The sequence below is a fragment of the Variovorax sp. LjRoot175 genome (genome assembly GCF_964253805.1).
Taxonomy (GTDB): domain Bacteria; phylum Pseudomonadota; class Gammaproteobacteria; order Burkholderiales; family Burkholderiaceae_C; genus Variovorax.
Genome location: NZ_CAXURY020000001.1, coordinates 1,925,253 through 1,945,430, shown reverse-complemented (window position 1 = coordinate 1,945,430; position 20,178 = coordinate 1,925,253). Strand labels below are relative to the sequence as shown.

The window sequence follows — 20,178 nt, the reverse complement described above, 5'->3', positions numbered from 1 at the left end:
GATGACGGCACGCACCGCGATCCACAAGGCCTGCGCCTGCGTGGTGGACGACCGCGGCCGCCTGCTGGTCTTCCACCACCCTGGCGACAAGAGCATGCAGTTGCCCAAGGGCACGGTGGAGCCCGGAGAAGCGCCTGAAGACTCCGTGCGGCGAGAGCTGCTGGAAGAGTCGGGCATCGACTACCGCGGCGAACTGCAGCCGCTGGGCACGCTGGACCGCGAATGCGAGGCCGGCATCGAAGGCAACGTGCACCGGCATGCCCAGCTCTGGCACCTGTTCCTGATGCGCGCACCATCGCCGCTGCCCGAGACCTTCGACCACGTGGCCATGGGCAGTCCGGAAGAAGACGGGCTCGTTTTCAGCTTCAACTGGTTGGCGCCCGATGCGCCTCTGGACGGCTTCACCACGCCCTACCTCAACGCCATCGCCAGGGTGCGCGAGGCGCTGCTCGCAGACGCGGCTTAGCTTCCGGCGACCTTCATCCGGTTCACCAGGATCGAACCGGTGGTCTTCGCACCGTAGTTGTAGGCATCGGCACCGATCGCCTCGATGCCGAGCAGCATGCTCTTCAAGTTGCCGGCAATCGTGATCTCCTGCACCGGAAAGGTGATCTTGCCCTTCTCGACCCAGAAGCCGCTGGCGCCGCGCGAGTAGTCGCCCGTCACGTAGTTGACGCCCTGCCCCATGAGCTCGATCACGAACAGACCGGTGCCGAGCTTGGCGAGCATGGCATCGAGATCGTCGCCCTTCTTCGTCAGCCGCGAGCTCAGAGTGAGGTTGTGCGAACCACCGGCATTGCCGGTGGTCTTCATGCCCAGCTTGCGCGCCGAGTAGGTGCTCAGGAAATAGCCCTCGAGCCGGCCGCCGTCGACCACCTTGCGCTTGCGCGTGGTCACGCCCTCGTCGTCGAAGGGCGAGCTGCCCTTGCCGCGCAGGATGTGCGGATCTTCGAGCACGTCGATGTGCTTGGCCAGCACCTGCTTGCCGAGCGAGTCGAGCAGGAAGCTGCTCTTGCGGTAGAGCGCACCGCCGCTGGTGGCCTGCACCAGGCCGCCCAGCAACCCGGCCGCCATCGGCGACTCGAAAAGCACCGGGCATTCAGTGGTCTTGATCTTGCGCGACTTGAGGCGGCTCAGCGCGCGTTCAGCCGCATAGCGCCCGACGGCCGCCGGGCTCGCGAGCTCCTCGGCCGAGCGCATCGAGCTGTACCAGGCGTCGCGCTGCATATCGTCGCCTTTGCCGGCGATCGGCGCTACCGAGATCGAGTGCCGCGAGCTCGCATAGCCGCCGCGAAAGCCGCGCGTATGGGCGCTGAAGAAATGGCTTTGCTGCGCCGAGACGCCTGCGCCTTCGCTGTTGGTGATGCGCTTGTCCGTCGACAGTGCTGCGGCCTCGCATTCGAGCGCCAGCGCAGCGGCCTGCTCGCTGCTGATGTTCCAGGGATGGAACAGGTCGAGATCGGGCTGGTCGGTGACGATGTCCGCTTCGTCGGGCAGGCCGCTGACCGGATCCTCGGCCGTGAAGCGCGCGATGTCGTAGGCCGCCTGCACCGTCTGCGCGACGGCGGCCTCGGAGAAGTCGGAAGTGCTGGCATTGCCGCGCCGATGGCCCACATAGACCGTGACGCCGAGCGACTTGTCGCGGTTGCGCTCGACGTTCTCGAGTTCGCCCTTGCGCACCGAGACGCTGAGGCCACAGCCCTCGGACGCCTCCGCGCCGGCATCGGTGGCGCCGAGCTTCTTGGCATGCGCCAGGGCCGAATCGACCAGGTTTTCGAAAAAGGGGCGGGTGTAGGCGAAGCCGGAATCGGCGCGCGATGAAGATGTGCTCATGTGTTGGCTATGATACTTGCGCCCCCTGTTCCCGATGGTGCGGCCAACGATTGCCTCTATGTCCCGCAAACCCAAAAAAGGCTACTTCGTCCGCGGCCAGTTCGTGGCCGAAGGCAGCGAACTCGATCTGGAGCTCAAGCGCGAGCTCAAGGGCACCGACGCAGCAAGCAGAACCGATCTCAAGCGCGAAAGCACCGAACTGCAGGCGCTGGGCGAAGCCCTGCTCACGTTGCGCGCCGGCCTGCTCGACAAACTCGATCTCGGCGAGAAGCTGAAGGATGCGATCGAAGAAGCCAAGCGCATCACCAATTTCGAAGGCAAGCGGCGCCAGATGCAGTTCATCGGCAAGCTGATGCGCGGCCTCGATGCGGCGACACTCGACGCCGTGCGCAGCGCACTCGACGAGCAGAACCGCGGCCCGGCCCAGGAGACCGCGATCCTGCACGACGCCGAACGCTGGCGCGACCGCCTGATTGCCGACGACGACGCGCTCGGCGGCTGGATCGAAACCCATCCCGGCACCGACGCCCAGCAGCTGCGTGCGCTGGTGCGCCAGGCGCGCAAGGACATCAAGGCCGGACCGCCCGGCGAGGCGCCGCGCCAGGGCAAGGCCTACCGCGAGGTGTTCCAGATCGTGCGCGTGCAGCTGGGCGTGCATGGCACCGACGACCATGCGGCCGAGGCCTCGGAACAGTCGCGCGAGGAGGACGCATGAGCGAAGTCGGCACATTCGACCCGGTGCGCATCGGCATCGTCTCGATCAGCGACCGCGCCTCCAGCGGCGTCTACGAGGACAAGGGCCTGCCCGCGCTGCAGGAATGGCTGCAGCGCGCGCTGCGCAACCCGATCCGCTTCGAGCCGCGACTGATTCCCGACGAACAGGCGGGCATCAGCGCGGCGCTGATCGAGCTGGTGGACGCCGGCTGTTCGCTGGTGCTGACGACCGGCGGCACCGGGCCGGCCCTTCGCGACGTGACGCCGGAAGCGACGCTCGCCGTGGCGCACAAGGAAATGCCCGGCTTCGGCGAGCAGATGCGGCAGATCAGCCTGCGCTTCGTGCCAACGGCGATTCTTTCCCGCCAGGTGGCGGTCGTCCGCGATCGCAGCCTGATCATCAATCTGCCGGGGCAGCCGAAGGCGATCGCGGAGACGCTCGAAGGATTGAAGGACGCCCAGGGCGCGCAGGTGGTGCCGGGAATCTTTGCCGCGGTGCCCTATTGCATCGACCTGATCGGCGGGCCTTATCTGGAAACCGACGAATCGGTGTGCAAGGCGTTCCGGCCGAAGTCGGCGATCCGGTCGCGTTGAATCACCTTCTTTGCTCCCTCCCCCCTGGGGGAGGGTTGGGGTGGGGGCACTGGGCCTTCGATTTGGTTGTGTGCTTTGTTGGGCGCCGGAGCCGGGTCTCGCCCCGGCGGGCGACTCACTTTCTTTTGCTTCGCCAAAAGAAAGTAAGCAAAGAAAAGGCGACCCCACTGCGCGTGTCCCTCCACCTCGTTCCGGGCAACCTGCGGTGCTCGCTTCAGGCGGGGTCCGCGCAAACTCGCTTCGCTCAAACACGCGCGGCCCTTCTTCCGCCTGAAGCTGCGCTCCTCGGCACGCTCAGAGCCCGAGCTACTCCCCTCTGGCTGCGCCGAGGAGCGCAGCTTTTCGCGGATCAGGGCTCGCGATCGTCTGAGCGAAGCGAGTTCGAGCGCGACCCCGCGAAAAGCGAGCACCGCAGGTTGCCCCGCAGCTTCGCTGCGGGGTCGCAGACAGTGGGGTCGCCTTTCCTTGGTTACTTTCTTTGGCGAGACAAAGAAAGTGACTCGCCCGCCGGGGCGAACTCCCGGCTCCGGCGCCCAACAAAGCATGCAACCGAATCAAAGGCCCAACGCCCCACCCTCACCCCAACCCTCTCCCAGAGGGAGAGGGAGCAAGTTCACTTCCCCACCAGCTGCGTCAGGCGCTCCGCCTCGAAGCACTCTTCCCGCGCCGCATCGCCCGGCACGCAATCCTTCTTTCCGGGCTGCGCGGACAAGGCCTCGATCGCCTGCCACAGCAGCGCGATCTGGTGATCCTGGCCCGACGCGTTGTCGATCAGCCCCTTCATGGCCTGCGACAACGGGTCGTCTTCCATCGTGATCCCGTAGGCCGTGAACTTCCTGTCGGCGGTCGTGACGTCGGCACTGGTGCCCGCCTTCGACGGAATGATGCGCGCCGGAATGCCCACTGCCGTGGCGCCCGCGGGCACCGGCTTAATCACGACGGCGTTGCTTCCGATCTTGGCGCCGTCGCCGACCACGAAGCCGCCGAGCACCTTGGCCCCGGCACTGACCACCACGTCCTTGCCCAGCGTCGGATGCCGCTTGGCGCCCTTGTAGAGCGAGGTGCCGCCGAGCGTCACGCCCTGGTAGATCGTGCAGCCGTCGCCGATCTCGGCGGTCTCACCGACCACCACGCCCATCGCATGATCGAAGAACACGCGGTCGCCGACGATCGCGCCCGGATGGATCTCGATGCCGGTGAACCATCGCGAGCATTGCGAGATGAAGCGCCCGATCCACTTCAGGCCATGGCCCCAGCACCAGTGCGCAAGGCGGTGCAGCACCACGGCATGCAGGCCCGGATAGAGGGTCAACACTTCCCAGCGCGTCCGGGCGGCCGGATCGCGGTCGAGGATGCACTGGATGTCGGAGCGCAGGCGCGAGAACATGGATGTTCTTGTTATGGCTATATGGGCCGCGCAGTCTAAGGGCTCGGGTCATCGCGCACGCGCGATGGGGTTTTCTGTGACGCATCCGCCATCGCCTTGGCGATGCCGCGCAGGATGTGAATCTCCTCCGGCGTCGGCTGCGCGCGGTTGAAGAGCTGCTGCAGCCGCGGCATCAGCTTCTTGGGCGCCTCGGGGTCCAGAAAGCCGATCTGCACCAGCGAGCGCTCCCAGTGTTCGAGCATGCCGGCCACGGCCTGCGCATCGGCCGCCTGGACCGGTGCGGTGGCATCCCGCACCGCGTAGCCGCCCAGCGCGAGCCGCCATTCGTAGGCAATCACCTGGATCGCCGCGCCGAGGTTCAGCGAGCCGAAGCTCGGATCGGTCGGAATGCTGAGCGCGACATGGCAGCGGTAGACATCCTCGTTGCGCATGCCGAAACGCTCCGAGCCGAACAGGAAGGCCACGTGCTGCCCCTCCTCCTTGGCGAGCGGCTCCAGGTGCTCGCGCGGCGTGCGCGTGGGCGGGCCGAAGTCGCGCGGCACCATCGCGGTCGCGCACAGGTGGGTGACACCATCGAGCGCCTCGTCCAGTGTCTCGACGATGCGCGCATTGGCCAGCACGTCCAGCGCCCCGCTCGCGCGCTGGATGGTCTCCTCGCGCCGCAACACATTGGCCCAGCGCGGCGCGACCAGCACGAGATCGCCGAAGCCCATGGTCTTCATGGCGCGCGCGGCAGCACCGACGTTGCCGGCGTGGCTGGTCTGGATCAGGATGAATCGGGTGCGCATGTAAAATCCCCCGATTCTCGCCGCCCGCATCGCCGGGCCGCATTCCAGGGCGCGTTCCGGCGCCGCCCGCCGTTCTTCCCACAATCCAATGTCGTCCCCCAACCTGCACCCCATGCTCAACGTGGCCGTCAAGGCCGCCCGCGCCGCCGGCGCCATCATCAACCGCGCCGCGCTCGATGTCGAAGCGGTGCGCATTTCGCAGAAGCAGGTCAACGACTTCGTCACCGAAGTCGACCACGCGAGCGAGCGAGCGATCATCGAGACGCTGCTCGGCGCCTACCCGGGGCACGGCATCCTGGCCGAGGAATCGGGCACCGAGCACGGCGCCAAGGATTCCGACTACGTCTGGATCATCGATCCGCTGGACGGCACCACGAACTTCATCCACGGCTTCCCGGTCTACTGCGTCTCGATCGCGCTCGCGATCAAGGGCAAGGTCGAGCAGGCCGTCATCTACGACCCCAGCCGCAACGACCTCTTCACGGCCACCAGGGGCCGCGGCGCCTTCATGAACGACCGCCGCCTGCGCGTGAGCAAGCGCACGCGGCTCAACGAGTGCCTGATCTCGACCGGCTTCCCCTTCCGCACCGGCGACAACTTCAAGCAGTACCTGGCCATCATGGCCGACCTGATGCCGCGCGCCGCCGGCCTGCGCCGCCCCGGCGCGGCCGCGCTCGACCTGGCCTACGTGGCGGCCGGCTTCACCGATGCCTTCTTCGAAACCGGCCTCAACATCTGGGACGTGGCGGCCGGCTCGCTGATCGTCACCGAAGCGGGCGGCCTGATCGGCAATTTCACCGGCGAGCCCGACTTCCTCGAGCAGCGCGAGTGCCTTGCCGGCGCCCCGCGGATCTATGGCCAGCTGGTGCCGATCCTGGGCAAGTACTCGAAGTTCGCCAGCGTCGACGACAAGCTGCGCGCCAGCGACCGCGTGCGCGCCGTCGATCCCTCGGCCCACCCGGGCGACGTCTACGCGCGCAGCACCGTCGTCGGTGCGCAGACCGATGCCGAGGCACCGGCCGACACGGCAGCCGCGCCGGCGCCGCGCAAGCTCACGCGCCTGCGCCGCGAGTCGCCTGTCGGGCCCGCCCTGGACGACGACGACGCCAAGTGATGCGGGCGCAGCGCGCCACCGCGGACCGGGGCCGCGCCGCGCTGCGCGTGGCGCTCTCGCATTACGTCGCGAACGGCCTGTCGGTCGCCTTCGGGCTGATGCTGATCTCCGGCGGCGTGCATCTGGTGCTGGGCACCCTGGCCGCCTCGGCGGCTGCCGTCGGCGTGATCGTCACCGCCCCGCCCGACCTGCCCGGCCCGCGCCGCGGCAAGTTCTGGCAGATGCTGCCGTCGCCGCTGATCGGGCTGCCGCTGTTCTTTTTCGTGCAGCTGCTGCACTCGGCGCCGCTGCGCCTCGGCCTGCTGCTGGTGCCGGCGACCTTCCTGGCCTTCGTCGCCATGGCCTGGGGCAAGCGCGGCATTCCGATCGCGATTGCGGTCATGTTCTCGATGATCTTCTCGATGGCCACGCCCGCGCCCACGGGCATGACCGAAGCGCTCGAACGCACGCTGCACTTCGGCATCGGGGCCGGCCTCTACGTGATCTACGCGGTGCTCTCCAACCATGCGCTCAACGGCCGCTACCGCGTGCAGGCGATGGCCGACGTGCTGCTTTCGCTGGCCGCGCTGATGCGCACCGAGGCCCGGCAGTTCACGCCCAGGGACGATTCCGGCGACGTGCGCGAAGTGCCGGCCTCGCTGCTCGGCCAGCTGCTGCGCGAGCAGGCCGCGCTGGCCGACCAACTGCAGGCGACGCGCGACATCGTGCTCGAATCGCCGCGCACGCCGCGCCGGCAACGGCTGGCCGGCATGCTGGTGCTGGTGCTCGAGCTGCGCGACCTGCTGCTGGCCAGCGAACTCGACCTCGACGCGCTCAAGGCGCATCCCGGCCATGCCGCGGCGCTCTGCGAGATGCAGCGCGTGCTCGACGAGCTGGCCGACGAGACTGAAGCGCTGGCCGATACGCTGCTGCTGGGCCGCGAGCCTGCCGCGGTGCCCGATCGCCGTCCCGAGCTGGCGGCCATCCACCTCGACGACGAAGACGCGCCGCCGCCCGCCGGCCAGATCGGGCCGACGCCCGCGATGCTTGCGCGCGGCCTGGCCAGCCGCATCGGCCACATCAACGACGAAGTGCTGCGCCTGGTGGCCATGGCGCGCGGCGATGTCGAGCCCGACCTCACGGTGGTGCGGGCCAACTGGCAGATGTTCGTGAGTCCCACCGAGTGGTCGCTGCGCCCCTTTCTCACGCTGTGGCGCTGGGATGCGCCGCCGCTGCGCCATGCGATCCGCGCCGCGCTCGCCATTGCCACCGGCTACGCGATCGCGGTGATGCTGCCCTGGGGTTCGCACGACTACTGGATCCTCTTGACCATCGTGGTGGTGCTGCGCGGCAGCCTGTCGCAAACGCTGGAGCGGCGCAACAGCCGCGTGGCCGGCACGTTGCTGGGCTGCGTGCTCGCGGTGGCCTTGCTGTCCGCGCATCCCTCGCCGCTGGGCATGCTGGCCGCGGTGACGGTGGCGCAGGCGATTGCGCACGGCTTCGCGGTGCGGCGCTACCTGGTCACCTCCGTCGCCGCCACCGTGCTCGGCCTGCTCCAGGCCCACATGCTGAACGTCGGCATGAGCCCGACCTTCGCGCTCTTCGAGCGCGTGGCCGACACGCTGATCGGCGCCGCGCTGGCCTGGGCCTTCTGCTACGTGCTGCCCTCGTGGGAGCGCAGCCAGATTCCGGCGCTGGTGGCGCGAACGCTCACGGCGCAGGCGCGCCATGCCCGGCTGGCGCTGGGCCTCGGCCAGCTGCGCTCGGTGGTCACCAGCCCCGAACTCGAATGGCGGCTCGCGCGCCGCGAGGCCTACGACAGCCTCTCGGCGCTGGTGCAGGCCACGCAGCGCTCGCTGTCGGAACCGCGCGCGGTGCAGCCGCCGCTCGAGCCGCTCGAGCACCTGCAGGCGCACAGCTACCAGTTGCTGGCGCAGCTGAGTGCGGTCAAGTCGATGCTGGTGCTCAGGCGCGACCGGCTCACGCCAGCCGAGATCGAAGGGCCGCTCGCGCGCACCGCCGAGCGCATCGAGGCCGCCATCGGCAGCGCGCCCACGACCGGACCGGTGATGCCGGAGAGCGCCTCCGCCACCACGCTGGCCGGGCCGATCCCGCTGCCCGATCCCTTCGACAACGACGTCAGCCCCTGGCTGCTGCGCCGGCTCGACCTGGCGACTGGCATCGCCGCGCAGTTGCGCGACGATGCGGCACGCATCCTGCAACCCCTGGACGAGAACCTCCCCAAGGCTGCCTGATGAACAAGGAAATGCTGCTCGCCCATGCGTGGTTCGGCCCCTGCCTGGCCGCCCTGATCGTCGTGCCGCTCGCGCTGCTGGTCCACCGCCTCGGCGGCATCGTGCTCAAGCGCGTGACCCGTTCCACGCCCGCGCTGTTCGCGATGCTGATCGGCATCGAGAATGCCGCGCGCGTCGTGCTGCCGCTGGCGGCGCTCCAGATGGTGTGGCAGGCTGCGCCCGACGACCTGCGCTTCATCGGAAGCGTCCGGCACCTGAACGGGCTGCTGCTGATTGCCGCGGTCACCTGGCTCACCGTCAGGGCCGTCAACAGCTTCGCCGAGGGCGTGCTGGCCCAGCATCCCCATGACGTGACCGACAACCTGCAGGCGCGCCGCGTGCTCACGCAGACGCGCGTGCTCGCGCGCACCGCCAATTCGGTGCTGCTGGTGGCCGGCGGCGCGATGATGCTGATGACCATTCCGGGCGCACGCCAGGTCGGCGCCAGCCTGCTGGCCTCGGCGGGCGTGATCGGCATCGTGGCGGGCCTGGCCGCCAAGCCCGTGTTCAGCAACCTCATCGCGGGCCTGCAGATCGCGCTGGCGCAGCCGATCCGCATGGACGACGTGCTGGTGGTCGAAGGCGAATGGGGCCGCGTCGAGGAGATCACCGGCACCTTCGTCGTGCTCAGGATCTGGGACGACCGGCGCATGATCCTGCCGCTCAGCTACTTCATCGAGAAGCCGTTCCAGAACTGGACCCGCCACGACGCGCAGCTGCTCGGCTCGGTCTTCATCCATGCCGATTACGGCATGCCGCTCGCGCCGCTGCGCGAGGAGGCGGAGCGCATCGTGAAGGCAGCGCCCGAATGGGACGGCCGCTTCTTCAACCTGCGCGTGACCGATGCCACCGAGCGCAGCATGCAGATCCGCGTGCTCTGCACCGCGGCGTCTTCGTCGCTGGCCTTCGACTTGCGCTGCACGGTGCGCGAAGGGCTGATCGACTTCATGCAGCGCGAGTACCCGCAGTTCCTGCCCAGGCTGCGCATCGAGGACACGGCCCCGCCGCAAGCCGCGCCCGCCTAGGGACCGCGCCGCCCGCGGTCGGCCTTGGGCAGCACCGCGTCGGCGGCCATCGCTTCGGCCTGCGCCTGCAGACGCGACAGCGACGCGTCGAGCTGCGCGGCGGCGCGCTCGTCGAGCACCGACATGAGCTGCGCATTGATCGCCGACACGAGCGGAAAGAGTTCGGCATAGAGCACGCTGCCCTTGTCCGTGAGGCGCAGCAGCACATGACGCCGGTCGCCGCCCGGCTGGGTGCGCAAGACCAGCCCCTTCGCCACCAGCGAGCCCACTGCCTTCGAGGTGCGCGCACGGTCCAGCTGCGCATGCTCTGCGAGCTGCGAGGAGCCCAGCGCGCCGCGGCTGGCCAGCGTCGCGATCAGGCGCCACTCGCGCCGCGTGATGCCGAAGCGGCCTTCGCACAGGCGGATGACCATGCCGCCGGCCACCGACAGCAGGCGGCTGAGCCGGTACAGCAGCAGGTCGTCCAGCGGTCTGAGCGCTTCGGCCATCGGGTTTTTCCGCAGAACAGTTGATTTGATCAATCGATTGTCGAGCCTCTAGAGTCGTGCGGCGCCACGGCACACCCAGGAGACGACAACCATGCCCTTTGCTTCGATCGACCGCCGCCAGGCCCTTGCCGCGCTCGGCGGCCTCGCGCTCGCGCCGCTGGCCGGCGCCCAAGCTGCCTTCAGCCCCGGCCAGCCGATCAAGGTGCTGATCGGCGTGCCCGCCGGCGGCACGCAGGACGTGCTGACGCGGGCGATCGCGCACGAGGTGCGCGACTCGCTCGGGCCGCTGGTGGTCGACAACCGCTCCGGCGCGGCCGGCCGCATCGCGGTCGAGGCCGTGAAGACCGCGCCACCCGACGGCCGCACCCTGCTGCTCGGCACCGCCAGCATGATGACCATGTTCCCGAGCGCCTACCGCAATCTCTCCTACGACCCGATCAAGGAGTTCGTGCCGATCATCAATGCAGCGCGCTTCGAGTTGGCGCTGGTGGTCCACAAGGAGGTGCCCGCCAACACGCTGCCGGAGTTCATCGCCTGGGCCAAGAGCCAGGGCGACAAGCTGAGCTTCGCCTCCTACGGCGCCGGCACACCCTCGCACTTTCTCGGCGAGATGCTCAACCGCGCGGCCGGCCTGAAGATGGTCCACGTCGCCTACCGCGGCTCGACGCCGGCGCGTCAGGACGTGATGGGCGGCACCGTGCCGGTTTACTTCGACACCGTGGGCGGCGCGCTCCAGCTGCAGACCACCGGCCGCGTGAAGGTGCTGGCCACCAGCGGCGACAAGCGCTCGCCGCTGATGCCCAGCCTGCCGACCTTCGCCGAGGCCGGCTACAAGGACGTGGTCGCAGCTGCCTGGTTCGCCTACTACGCGCCGCGCAACACGCCGCAGCCCATCGTCGACAAGCTGCGGGCCGAATTCACCCGCGCCGTCAATGCGCGCGAAGTGCGCCAGCAGCTGCTGCAGAACGGCATGTACCCCGTGGGCGACGATGCCGTGGCCTTGCTGAAGACCATGCGCGAGGACACGGCGCGCTGGGGCGGCATCATGCGAGCCGTGAACTTCCAAGCCAACGACTGAACGGGAACCCTCTCCATGCTGAAACACATTCTTCGCCGGCTCACCGGCACCCTCGCCCTGGCCGCCATCGCCTGCGCCGCCGCGGCCCAGCCGCTGGACAGCCCGCTGCGCATCGTGGTGGGCTACGCGCCCGGCGGCGCGACCGACCGCGTGGCGCGCATCGTCGGTGACAAGCTGCAGGCCAAGCTCGGCGTGCCGGTCGTGGTCGACAACAAGCCCGGCGCGGGCGGCCGCCTCGCGGCCCAGCAGGTCAAGGCCACGCCCGCCGCGCAGAACGTGCTGATGCTGGCCAACCCGGCCGTGATGGTCGTGGCGCCGCTGGTCTTCAAGGACAACGGCTATGACGCCGAACGCGACTTCGTGCCGGTCTCGCACGTCAACGACTACGAATTCGCGCTGTCGGTGGCGACTGCCGTGCCGGTGCGCGAGTTGCCGCACCTGCTGGCCTGGATGCGGGCCAATCCCGAGAAGGCCAACGTCGGTGTGCCCGCCACCGGCAGCCTGCCGCACTTCTTCGGGCTCATGGTGGGCGAGAAGGCCAAGGTGCCGACGCAAGTGATCGGCTACCGCGGCTCCAGCCCGCTCTTGACCGACCTGATCGGCGGGCAGGTGCCGATCGCCGTCGACACGCTGGACGTGGTCATCCCGCAGCACCAGGCCGGCAAGATCCGCATCCTCGCAATGTCGGGCGCGAAGCGCTCGCCCTTCGCGCCCGAGGTGCCCACCTTCAAGGAGGCCGGGCTCGACCTGGTCGCCACCGGCTGGAACACCTTCTTCGCGCCCGCGACCATGCCGCGCGAGAAGGTCGCACGCCTGTCGCAGGCCATCCGCGAGGTCATGCAGGACCCGGACACCGTGCGCCGCTTCAAGGATTCGCTGATGACGCCGGTGGCCAGCACGCAGGAGCAGACCGCGGCCATGCTCAAGGCCTACCGCGCCCAGTGGGCGCCTGTGGTCCAGAAGTCCGGCTACCAACCCTGAACTTTTTCATGCAACGTCCCAACATCATCTTCATCGTCGCCGACGACCTCGGTTTTGCCGACCTCGGCTGCTACGGCGGCCGCGATGCCGACTTCGGGCCCGTGTCGCCGGTGCTCGACCGGCTGGCCGCGAACGGCATCCGCTTCACGCAGGGCTACGCGAACTCGCCGGTGTGCTCGCCCACGCGCTTCGCGCTGATGACGGCGCGCTACCAGTACCGCCTTCGCGGCGCGGCCGAGGAGCCGATCAACAGCAAGAGCCGCGGCAGCGCCACGCTGGGCCTGCCGCCGGAGCATCCCACCCTGCCCTCGCTGCTGCGCGAAGCGGGCTACCGCACGGCCCTCATCGGCAAATGGCACCTGGGCTTTGCGCCGGCCTTCGGTCCGCTGCGTTCGGGTTATGAAGAATTCTTCGGCCCGATGTCGGGCGGCGTCGACTACTTCACGCATTGCGATTCGAGCGGCCGGCACGACCTCTGGTCGGGCGAGGAAGATCAAAAGGAAGAGGGCTACCTCACCGACCTGCTCTCGCGGCGCGCGGTCGACTACGTTGCGCGCATGGCGAACAAGGATGCACCCTTCTTCCTGAGCCTGCATTACACCGCGCCGCACTGGCCTTGGGAAACGCGCGAGGACGCGGCCAAGGCGCCCACAGTGAAGAACAACCTGTTCGACCTGGCCGGCGGCAACATCCACACCTACCGCCGCATGATCCACCACATGGACGAAGGCATCGGCTGGATCTTGGCGGCGCTCGAGAAACACGGCATCGCCAGCGACACGCTGGTCGTGTTCACCAGCGACAACGGCGGCGAACGCTTCTCCGACAACTGGCCGCTGGTCGGCGGCAAGATGGACCTGACCGAAGGCGGCATCCGGGTGCCGTGGATCGCGCATTGGCCGGCGCTCATCCGCGCCGGCGCCGAGAGCGCCCAGCATTGCATGACGATGGACTGGTCCGCCACGATGCTCGACGCGGCAGGCGCCAAGGCCGACCCGAGCTACCCGCTCGACGGCGTGTCGCTCCTGCCCGTGCTGCGCGACGCGACGACGAGCTTCCGCCGCCCGCTGCACTGGCGCATGAACCACCGCAATCAGCGCGCCCTGCGCGACGGCGACTGGAAGTACCTGCAGGTCGACGGCAACGAGTACCTGTTCAACATCCCGGCCGACGAACGCGAACGCGCCAACCAGGCGCCGCGCGAGCCCGAACGGCTGGCCGCGATGCGCGAAGCCTGGCAGGCCTGGAACGCCGGCATGCCCCCCATCCCTCATGACGCGACCGTGAGCCTCGGCTACTCGGTCAAGGACATGCCGCAGCGCTAGTCAGAGCGGCCGCACCGGCATGCACAGCGTGCAGTTGAACGCCCCCGTCTTCTCGTCCATCTCGAAGTCGCGGCCGTAGATTTCGATCGGCGCGCCGTCGGCGGGCTGGTAACCGCTGTCCGGCAGCCAGTCGCACAGATTCATCCAGGCCGTATGGATCTCGGTCGACGGACCGGTGAATTCGGTGCAGGCATAGCGCCCGCCACCAACCGTCTGCACGCCGATCTCGCCCTCGGGCCGAAAGCCCTCGCCGACCTCGACGCAGGCGTCGTAGCGGCATTTCGCCGGCGGCGTGACGTCGGGGTTGTCGTGGCTGACGCCGTACATCGTGCGCCGCGGTTCCATCAGGCCGTGCTCGCCGCACCAGGCGGCGAAGCGCTGCCAGGTGCGCGTGATCCCCGAGTCGCCATACGGGCCGACGTGCCGCATGTAGGCCACGCGGACCTCCGGCAGGGTCTTGAGTTCGATCTTCATTTCGCTGTCTCCTGAACGAGAAACAGGCCCCTTGGGCCAGGAACGTTCATCGTGTCGGAAAGCCTCGGCCACGGCTTGATGCGCCTTGCGGTCGGCTTGATGAATCTTGCCGAGTTCGATGCGGTGGCGTTCGGCCCACGAACGGTAGGCGCCGCGCCGCCAGTCCGTGGGGGTGACGCCGAAGTGCGCATTGAAGGCCCGCGTGAACACCGCCGCCGAGCCGAAGCCGACGTCGAGCGCAATCGCCAGCACCGGCTCGGGCGGCAGGCCCAGCAGCCGGGCCGCCGCCACCTCCAGCCGGCGCCGCCGCACGCAATCGGCCAGCGTCTCGCCGGCCATGGCCTGGAATACGCGATGGAAATGCCAGGAAGAAAAGTGCGCGACGCCAGCCAGCGTCGCGAGATCGAGCGGGTCGGCCAGGTGCGCGTCGATGTGGTCGATCACGCGGTTGATGCGTGCGACATAGGTGTGGCGCGGGCTGGTCATCGGTCCCAAGCCTTGACTAAGATAATATTTAGATATATCTTTATTGAATCAGATAACGACATCGAGCCCATTCCAATGCGATCTTTCAAGCACTTTCTGCACGGCCATCCCCGCGGCGACCATGGCGACGGCTTGGCCGGCGGGCGTGGCGGCGGTGGCAGTGGCCGCATCTTCGGCCACGGCGGCCTGCGTTTCGTTCTGCTGCAGCTCATCGCCGACAAGCCCAGCCACGGCTACGAGTTGATCAAGTCCATCGAGGACCGCCTGGGCGGCCGTTACAGCCCCAGCCCCGGCATCGTCTACCCCACGCTCACCCTCCTCGAGGAAACGGGCTGCGTGAGCGTCGACCTCGCCGACGCCGGCGGCCGCAAGCGCTACAGCATCACCGAGGCCGGCCGCGAATTCCTTGCCGCCAACCGCGAGATCACCGACGAGATGATGGCGCGCATGAAAGGCGGCGTCGACGGCGCAGGCCCGCGCCACGGCCGGCCGCCGCAGGTGGTGCGCGCCATCGAGAACCTCAAGCTCGCGATGCGCATGCGCCTCGCGCGCGAACCCCTCACCGAACAACAAGCCCACGAATTCGCCGCGGTGCTCGACAGCGCCGCTCAACAACTTGAAAGGATTTGAGTTCACCCCCAGGCTTCGCGCACTTCGTGTCGCTACGCCAACCCCCTCGCCGGGGGCAACACCAGCGGCCCGGCGAAGCCGGTTCCGCGGTGTTCCCCGAACGGGCCTGGCTTCACCGGCCAACAACTGAAATCGACGACATGACTTATCTTTCCTCTCCCCCTTCTTCTCCTGGCCCCGACCGCCTGCCGCGCCGCGTGCGCCATGAACTTCGCTTTCGCAAGCTCGAGGTGCGCGCGGTGCAGCGCGTGGCGCCGCACTTGATCCGCATCACGCTCGGCGGTGAGGACCTGGCCGGCTTCACCAGCCTCGGCTTCGACGATCACGCCAAGATCTTTTTCCCCGATGCCGGGACCGGCGCGCTCACCGTGCCGACCGTCGGCCCCGACGGACCGGTCTGGCCCGAGGGCCCGAAGCCGACCATGCGCGACTACACGCCGCGCCGCCACGATGCCGCGGCCGGCACCCTCGAAGTCGACTTCGCGCTGCACGAGGCCGGTCCGGCCACGCAGTGGGCCGAACAGGCCAAGGTCGGCGACCTGCTGGGCGTGGGCGGGCCGCGCGGCTCCTTCATCGTTCCGACCAACTTCGACTGGCACCTTCTGATCGGCGACGACACCGCCCTGCCCGCCATCTGGCGCCGGCTGGCCGAACTGCCGGCCGGCGCGCACGCGGTGGTGCTGGCAGAGGTCGACAGCGAGGCCGACGAAATCTCCTTCGAGACCCGGGCCAGCCTGCACTTGCAATGGGTGCACCGCCGCGGCGCCGAACCGGGCACTGGCAGCGGCCTGCTCGATGCGCTGCGCAAGCTCACGTTGCCGGCCGGCGACTTCCATGCCTGGGTGGCCTGCGAATCGTCCGCCGCCAAGGCGCTGCGCACCCATCTGGTCGGTGAACGCGGCGCCCATCCCAAGTGGATGCGGGCCTCGGGTTACTGGCGCCGCGGCGCCGTGGCCACCCACGACACCCACGAGGACTGAGCCCGCGCGGCCGGCCGAACGCCCTATGCCTTGAAGGCGTTTGACACCCCATGCCCGCGCATCCAGAATTTCCATGCTGAATACTTAATGGCTATATCCCTGGGAGCCGACAGATGGACATCGGACTTGCGCAATGGCAGTTCCTGGTGGCGCTGTTGACGGGAGCGCTGCTCCTGTTCGTCATCATGTGGATCGCGTGGCACCGCGCCGCCGAGCGGCGCGAAACCGAACGCCGCATCGCGGCGGCCAGGGTGCGATCGGGTCACATACCGCTCGAGATCCCGACCGTGCGCGGCGGCCTGAGCGTGAGCGGCGATTCGCCGCCCGACACCCTGCCCGAGTGGTTCATCCAGGGCAAGGGCGAACATGCCATCGTCGACGAACAGCCGCGCATCCACGTGCGCTATTTGGACCCCCGCGGCCAGAAGGCGGAGTGCACGATGCAGGTCGATCACCTCGACGTGCAGAAGAGGATCCTCCACGGCCACGGCGAACTGCCGGGCGACCTGCGCCGCATTCCGCTGCACCAGATCACCGGCGCGCGGATCGCGGAGTCGGGCCAGCGCTTCAACATCGACACCTGGGTCGACGCCGTGCGCGTCGCGCGCCGGCGCCGCGGGCAGCTGTAGCCATCTCCTCGTTCTCCTTGTGACGGGCGCCCGCCGCGAGCGGGCGCCCGTTCGTCGGCGTGCCTCGGGAAGCGGGTATATTCTTACCGAATCCCCATCGATCAATTCGAGGTACGAAATGACCGCCACCGCAACGCTGTCCAGCAAGTTCCAGATCTCCATTCCCAAGGCTGTTCGTGAAGAACAGCACTGGGAGGCAGGCCAGGAGTTCGTTTTCGTTCCCAAGGGCAAAGGTGTGCTGGTCATGCCGGTGCCGGAACTGGACCAGTTGTCCGGCATCGCCAAGGGCGCAAGAAAAGACGGCTACCGCGACCGCAAGGACCGCTATTGATGGTCGCGTCAACGCGCGTGGTCGATACCTCGGCCTGGATCGAATGGCTCACCGGCAGCGCGCTCGGCAAGAAACTCAGCAAGGAATTCCCCGACAAAGCGCGCTGCATCGTTCCAACCATCGTCCAGCTCGAACTGTCGAAATGGCTGATGCGCGAGGTCGGCGAAGAACAAGCGGACCAGGTTATCGCCTATACGCAAAAATGCGTGGTCGTGCCGCTGGACACCTCCATCGCACTGCTCGCGGCCGAATTGCACCGCGAGCACAAGCTGGCGACGGCGGATGCCATCGTCTACGCAACGGCGCGACACCAGGGCGCTGATCTGCTGACCTGCGATGCCCATTTCGAAGGCTTGCGCAACACGATGTACTTTCAGAAAACGGAGCGCTCATGAGCCGAGGCGACACACCCGAACTCGCCTCGCACACCCCGATGATGACCCAGTACCTCGGGCTCAAGGCGGACCATCCCGACACGCTGCTGTTCTACCGGATGGGCGATTTCTACGAACTGTTCTACGCCGATGCCGAGAAGGCCGCGCGCCTGCTCGACATCACGCTCACGCAACGCGGGCAGTCGGCCGGCCAGCCGGTGGTGATGTGCGGCGTGCCCTTCCACTCGGTCGATACCTACCTCGCGCGGCTCATCAAGCTCGGCGAATCGGTGGCCATCTGCGAACAGGTGGGCGAGGTCGGCGCGGCCAAGGGCCCGGTGGAACGCAAGGTGGTGCGCGTGGTCACGCCGGGCACGCTGACCGACACCGAACTCCTCAACGACAAGAGCGATTCGCTGCTGCTCGCGGTGCACGCCGGCACGCGCAACTTCTGCGGCCTGGCCTGGCTCAGCGTCACCGGCGCCGAGCTGCGGCTGGCCGAATGCCCCGCCGATGCGCTAGAAGCCTGGATCGCGCGCATCGCGCCGAGCGAGCTGCTCTACAGCGCCGAGGTGACGCCCGGCTTCGAGCAGCGCCTGAAGGCCGCGCGCAACGGCGCGCCCTTCACGCTCTCGGTGCGGCCCGCCTGGCAGTTCGACGGCGGCCTCGGCGAGCGCAAGCTGTGCGAGCAGATGGGAAGCAACAGCCTGGCCGCCTGGAGCGCCGAATCGCTGGCCAGCGCGCATGCGGCCGCCGCGGCGCTGCTGGGCTATGCGGAGCACACGCAGGGCAGAACGCTTTCGCATGTGCAACGGCTTTCGGTCGAACGCGACGGTGAGCTGATCGAGCTGCCGCCGACCACGCGGCGCAATCTCGAACTGGTGCAGACGCTGCGCGGCGAAGACTCGCCCACGCTGTTCTCGCTGCTCGACACCTGCATGACGGGCATGGGCAGCCGCCTGCTCAAGCGCTGGCTGCTGGCGCCGCGGCGCGAGCGCGGCGATGCAGAGGCGCGGCTCGAAGCCATCGACGCGCTGCAGTCCACAGCGTCCGGCGCCACCGCGGCGCCGTGGCGCACGCTGCGCGATCGGCTCAAGAACACCAGCGACGTGGAACGCATCGCCGCGCGCATTGCGCTTCGGCAGGTGCGTCCGCGCGAGCTGGTCGCGCTGCGCATGGCACTCGCCAAGGCCGAAGAGCTGGCGCCCGCCCTGCCCGCCCTGCCCGGCTCGGCCGCGCTGCTCGCGCGCATCGCCGAGCAGTTGGCGCCGCCGTCCGGTTGCGTCGAACTGCTGGTGGCCGCCATCGGCCCCGAGCCTTCCGCGCTGGTGCGCGACGGCGGCGTGATCGCCGACGGCCACGACGCCGAGCTCGACGAGCTGCGCGCCATCAGCGAGAACAGCGACGCCTACCTGCTGCAGCTCGAAGCGAGCGAACGCGAGCGCACCGGCATCTCGAACCTGCGCGTGCAGTTCAACCGCGTGCACGGCTTCTACATCGAAGTCACGCAGAGCGCGCTCACCAAGGTGCCGGACAACTACCGCCGCCGCCAGACGCTGAAGAACGCCGAACGCTTCATCACGCCCGAGCTCAAGGCCTTCGAGGACAAGGCGCTGTCGGCGCAGGACCGTGCCCTGGCGCGCGAGAAGTGGCTCTACGAGCAGCTGCTCGATGCGCTGCAGCCCTCGGTCGCAGCGCTCGGCCGGCTCGCCAACGCACTGGCCACGCTCGACGCGCTCTGCGCGCTGGCCGAGCGCTCGCACACGCTGCACTGGCGCGCACCGAGCTTTGTCGCCCACCCCTGCATCGAAATCGCAAAGGGCCGCCATCCGGTGGTGGAGGCCCGCCTCGCAGAAAAATCATCGGGCGCATTCATTGCAAACGACACCCGCATGGGTCCTCAACAACGCATGCAGGTGATCACCGGCCCCAACATGGGCGGTAAATCGACTTACATGCGGCAGGTCGCGATCATCGTGCTACTGGCTTCGATCGGCTCGCACGTGCCGGCCGAGGCCTGCCGGCTCGGGCCCATCGATGCCATCCACACGCGCATTGGCGCGGCCGACGATCTCGCCAATGCGCAGTCGACCTTCATGCTCGAGATGACCGAGGCGGCGCAGATCCTGCACGGCGCCACCGCCCATTCGCTGGTGCTGATGGACGAGATCGGCCGCGGAACGAGTACTTTCGATGGCCTCGCGCTCGCCGCCGGCATCGCCGCGCAGCTGCACGACCGCACGCGCGCCTTCACGCTCTTCGCCACCCACTACTTCGAGCTCACCGAGTTCCCGGCCACGCACCACGGCGCCGTCAACATGCACGTGAGCGCCACCGAGGCCGGCCGCGACATCGTGTTCCTGCACGAGATGCAGCCGGGCCCGGCCAGCAAGAGCTACGGCATCCAAGTCGCGCGGCTCGCCGGCATGCCGGCTGCCGTGGTCAATCATGCGCGCCAGGCCCTCGAAGCGCTGGAGGCCCAGCAGACCCAGACGCGCGCCCAGGTCGACCTGTTCGCGCCACCGCCGGCGGTGGAAGCACCGCCTGTGAGCGCCGTAGAATCCGCGCTGACTGTGCTCGACCCCGACACGATGAGCCCGCGCGAAGCGCTCGAAGCGCTCTACGCACTCAAGACACTCCACGCGCGCGAACAGGGCTAGGCCCGATTCGTGCG

The 20,178-nt window shown here is 68.5% G+C and carries 20 protein-coding genes; 15 read left to right on the top strand and 5 right to left on the bottom strand.

What is annotated here, in order from left to right; genetic code table 11:
- The first annotated feature begins 1 nt into the window (after position 1).
- The gene (locus ACSQ89_RS09855) at positions 2 to 466 is read left to right on the top strand and encodes an NUDIX domain-containing protein (RefSeq protein ID WP_436290639.1); all 465 of its coding nucleotides are present in this window, start codon (positions 2 to 4) and stop codon (positions 464 to 466) included.
- On the opposite strand, the gene pmbA is transcribed toward ACSQ89_RS09855, so the two are convergent.
- Positions 463 to 1,833 (bottom strand): metalloprotease PmbA, encoded by a 1,371-nt coding sequence (gene pmbA / locus ACSQ89_RS09850; RefSeq protein ID WP_093102386.1) that lies wholly within the window; start codon positions 1,831 to 1,833, stop codon positions 463 to 465. The genes ACSQ89_RS09855 and pmbA overlap by 4 nt on opposite strands.
- A 58-nt stretch (positions 1,834 to 1,891) precedes the next feature.
- Here pmbA and yjgA point away from each other — a divergent pair, with 58 nt between their 5' ends.
- Positions 1,892 to 2,548, top strand: a complete 657-nt coding sequence (yjgA, locus tag ACSQ89_RS09845; RefSeq protein ID WP_093102385.1) for a ribosome biogenesis factor YjgA — start codon at positions 1,892 to 1,894, stop codon at positions 2,546 to 2,548.
- Positions 2,545 to 3,141 (top strand): molybdopterin adenylyltransferase, encoded by a 597-nt coding sequence (gene mog / locus ACSQ89_RS09840; RefSeq protein WP_436290640.1) that lies wholly within the window; start codon positions 2,545 to 2,547, stop codon positions 3,139 to 3,141. Before yjgA ends, mog begins: the two co-directional genes overlap by 4 nt.
- 613 nt (positions 3,142 to 3,754) lie before the next feature.
- Here the strand turns inward: mog and cysE are convergent.
- Together cysE and ACSQ89_RS09830 are read right to left on the bottom strand one after the other, a co-directional pair.
- Positions 3,755 to 4,528, bottom strand: a complete 774-nt coding sequence (cysE, locus tag ACSQ89_RS09835; protein ID WP_093102382.1) for a serine O-acetyltransferase — start codon at positions 4,526 to 4,528, stop codon at positions 3,755 to 3,757.
- A 35-nt stretch (positions 4,529 to 4,563) separates the two neighbouring features.
- Entirely contained in the window at positions 4,564 to 5,316 is a 753-nt protein-coding gene (locus tag ACSQ89_RS09830; protein WP_436290641.1) for an RNA methyltransferase, read from the bottom strand.
- 88 nt (positions 5,317 to 5,404) lie between these two features.
- On the opposite strand from ACSQ89_RS09830, the gene ACSQ89_RS09825 reads away from it, so the two are divergent.
- From ACSQ89_RS09825 to ACSQ89_RS09815, 3 genes are read left to right on the top strand one after another with little or no spacing between them, the layout of a single operon-like run.
- The gene (locus tag ACSQ89_RS09825) at positions 5,405 to 6,430 is read left to right on the top strand and encodes an inositol monophosphatase family protein (protein WP_093102379.1); all 1,026 of its coding nucleotides are present in this window, start codon (positions 5,405 to 5,407) and stop codon (positions 6,428 to 6,430) included.
- Positions 6,430 to 8,664: an FUSC family membrane protein gene (locus tag ACSQ89_RS09820; RefSeq protein ID WP_436290642.1), complete on the top strand. Its 2,235-nt coding sequence runs from the start codon at positions 6,430 to 6,432 to the stop codon at positions 8,662 to 8,664. Before ACSQ89_RS09825 ends, ACSQ89_RS09820 begins: the two co-directional genes overlap by 1 nt.
- Positions 8,664 to 9,728, top strand: coding sequence for a mechanosensitive ion channel family protein (locus ACSQ89_RS09815; protein ID WP_093102376.1), 1,065 nt, complete (start codon positions 8,664 to 8,666; stop codon positions 9,726 to 9,728). Before ACSQ89_RS09820 ends, ACSQ89_RS09815 begins: the two co-directional genes overlap by 1 nt.
- Here the strand turns inward: ACSQ89_RS09815 and ACSQ89_RS09810 are convergent.
- On the bottom strand, positions 9,725 to 10,216 hold the full coding sequence (locus tag ACSQ89_RS09810; RefSeq protein WP_093102374.1) for a MarR family winged helix-turn-helix transcriptional regulator: 492 nt from the start codon (positions 10,214 to 10,216) through the stop codon (positions 9,725 to 9,727). The two genes, ACSQ89_RS09815 and ACSQ89_RS09810, sit on opposite strands and share 4 nt — an antisense overlap.
- A gap of 91 nt (positions 10,217 to 10,307) precedes the next feature.
- On the opposite strand from ACSQ89_RS09810, the gene ACSQ89_RS09805 reads away from it, so the two are divergent.
- The 3 genes from ACSQ89_RS09805 to ACSQ89_RS09795 are packed head-to-tail and all read left to right on the top strand — an operon-like array spanning position 10,308 to position 13,600.
- A complete protein-coding gene (locus ACSQ89_RS09805; RefSeq protein WP_093102373.1) occupies positions 10,308 to 11,294 on the top strand; it encodes a Bug family tripartite tricarboxylate transporter substrate binding protein in 987 nt (328 codons plus the stop codon).
- A gap of 15 nt (positions 11,295 to 11,309) precedes the next feature.
- A complete protein-coding gene (locus tag ACSQ89_RS09800) occupies positions 11,310 to 12,275 on the top strand; it encodes a Bug family tripartite tricarboxylate transporter substrate binding protein (RefSeq protein ID WP_093102371.1) in 966 nt (321 codons plus the stop codon).
- A gap of 8 nt (positions 12,276 to 12,283) precedes the next feature.
- Positions 12,284 to 13,600 (top strand): sulfatase family protein, encoded by a 1,317-nt coding sequence (locus ACSQ89_RS09795; protein ID WP_093102370.1) that lies wholly within the window; start codon positions 12,284 to 12,286, stop codon positions 13,598 to 13,600.
- Here ACSQ89_RS09795 and ACSQ89_RS09790 read toward each other — a convergent pair whose 3' ends face one another.
- On the bottom strand, positions 13,601 to 14,560 hold the full coding sequence (locus tag ACSQ89_RS09790) for an AraC family transcriptional regulator (RefSeq protein ID WP_436290643.1): 960 nt from the start codon (positions 14,558 to 14,560) through the stop codon (positions 13,601 to 13,603). It abuts the gene before it with no gap.
- A 75-nt stretch (positions 14,561 to 14,635) separates the two neighbouring features.
- Between ACSQ89_RS09790 and ACSQ89_RS09785 the strand changes: the two genes are divergently transcribed.
- The 6 genes from ACSQ89_RS09785 to mutS all read left to right on the top strand — a co-directional run bounded on the left by ACSQ89_RS09785 (position 14,636) and on the right by mutS (position 20,164).
- Complete coding sequence (locus ACSQ89_RS09785) at positions 14,636 to 15,190, top strand: PadR family transcriptional regulator (protein ID WP_093102367.1); 555 nt, start codon at positions 14,636 to 14,638, stop codon at positions 15,188 to 15,190.
- Between the two features lie 140 nt (positions 15,191 to 15,330).
- Positions 15,331 to 16,170: a siderophore-interacting protein gene (locus ACSQ89_RS09780; protein ID WP_436290644.1), complete on the top strand. Its 840-nt coding sequence runs from the start codon at positions 15,331 to 15,333 to the stop codon at positions 16,168 to 16,170.
- 113 nt (positions 16,171 to 16,283) lie between these two features.
- Positions 16,284 to 16,799 carry a hypothetical protein gene (locus ACSQ89_RS09775; protein ID WP_436290645.1) on the top strand — a complete coding sequence of 172 codons (516 nt, stop codon included), beginning with the start codon at positions 16,284 to 16,286 and terminating at the stop codon, positions 16,797 to 16,799.
- A gap of 118 nt (positions 16,800 to 16,917) precedes the next feature.
- Positions 16,918 to 17,130: an AbrB/MazE/SpoVT family DNA-binding domain-containing protein gene (locus tag ACSQ89_RS09770; protein ID WP_093102362.1), complete on the top strand. Its 213-nt coding sequence runs from the start codon at positions 16,918 to 16,920 to the stop codon at positions 17,128 to 17,130.
- A 17-nt stretch (positions 17,131 to 17,147) separates the two neighbouring features.
- The gene (locus ACSQ89_RS09765) at positions 17,148 to 17,525 is read left to right on the top strand and encodes a type II toxin-antitoxin system VapC family toxin (protein ID WP_436296176.1); all 378 of its coding nucleotides are present in this window, start codon (positions 17,148 to 17,150) and stop codon (positions 17,523 to 17,525) included.
- A complete protein-coding gene (mutS, locus tag ACSQ89_RS09760) occupies positions 17,522 to 20,164 on the top strand; it encodes a DNA mismatch repair protein MutS (protein ID WP_436290647.1) in 2,643 nt (880 codons plus the stop codon). The genes ACSQ89_RS09765 and mutS overlap by 4 nt, the downstream gene beginning before the upstream one ends.
- The last annotated feature ends 14 nt before the right edge of the window (positions 20,165 to 20,178 follow it).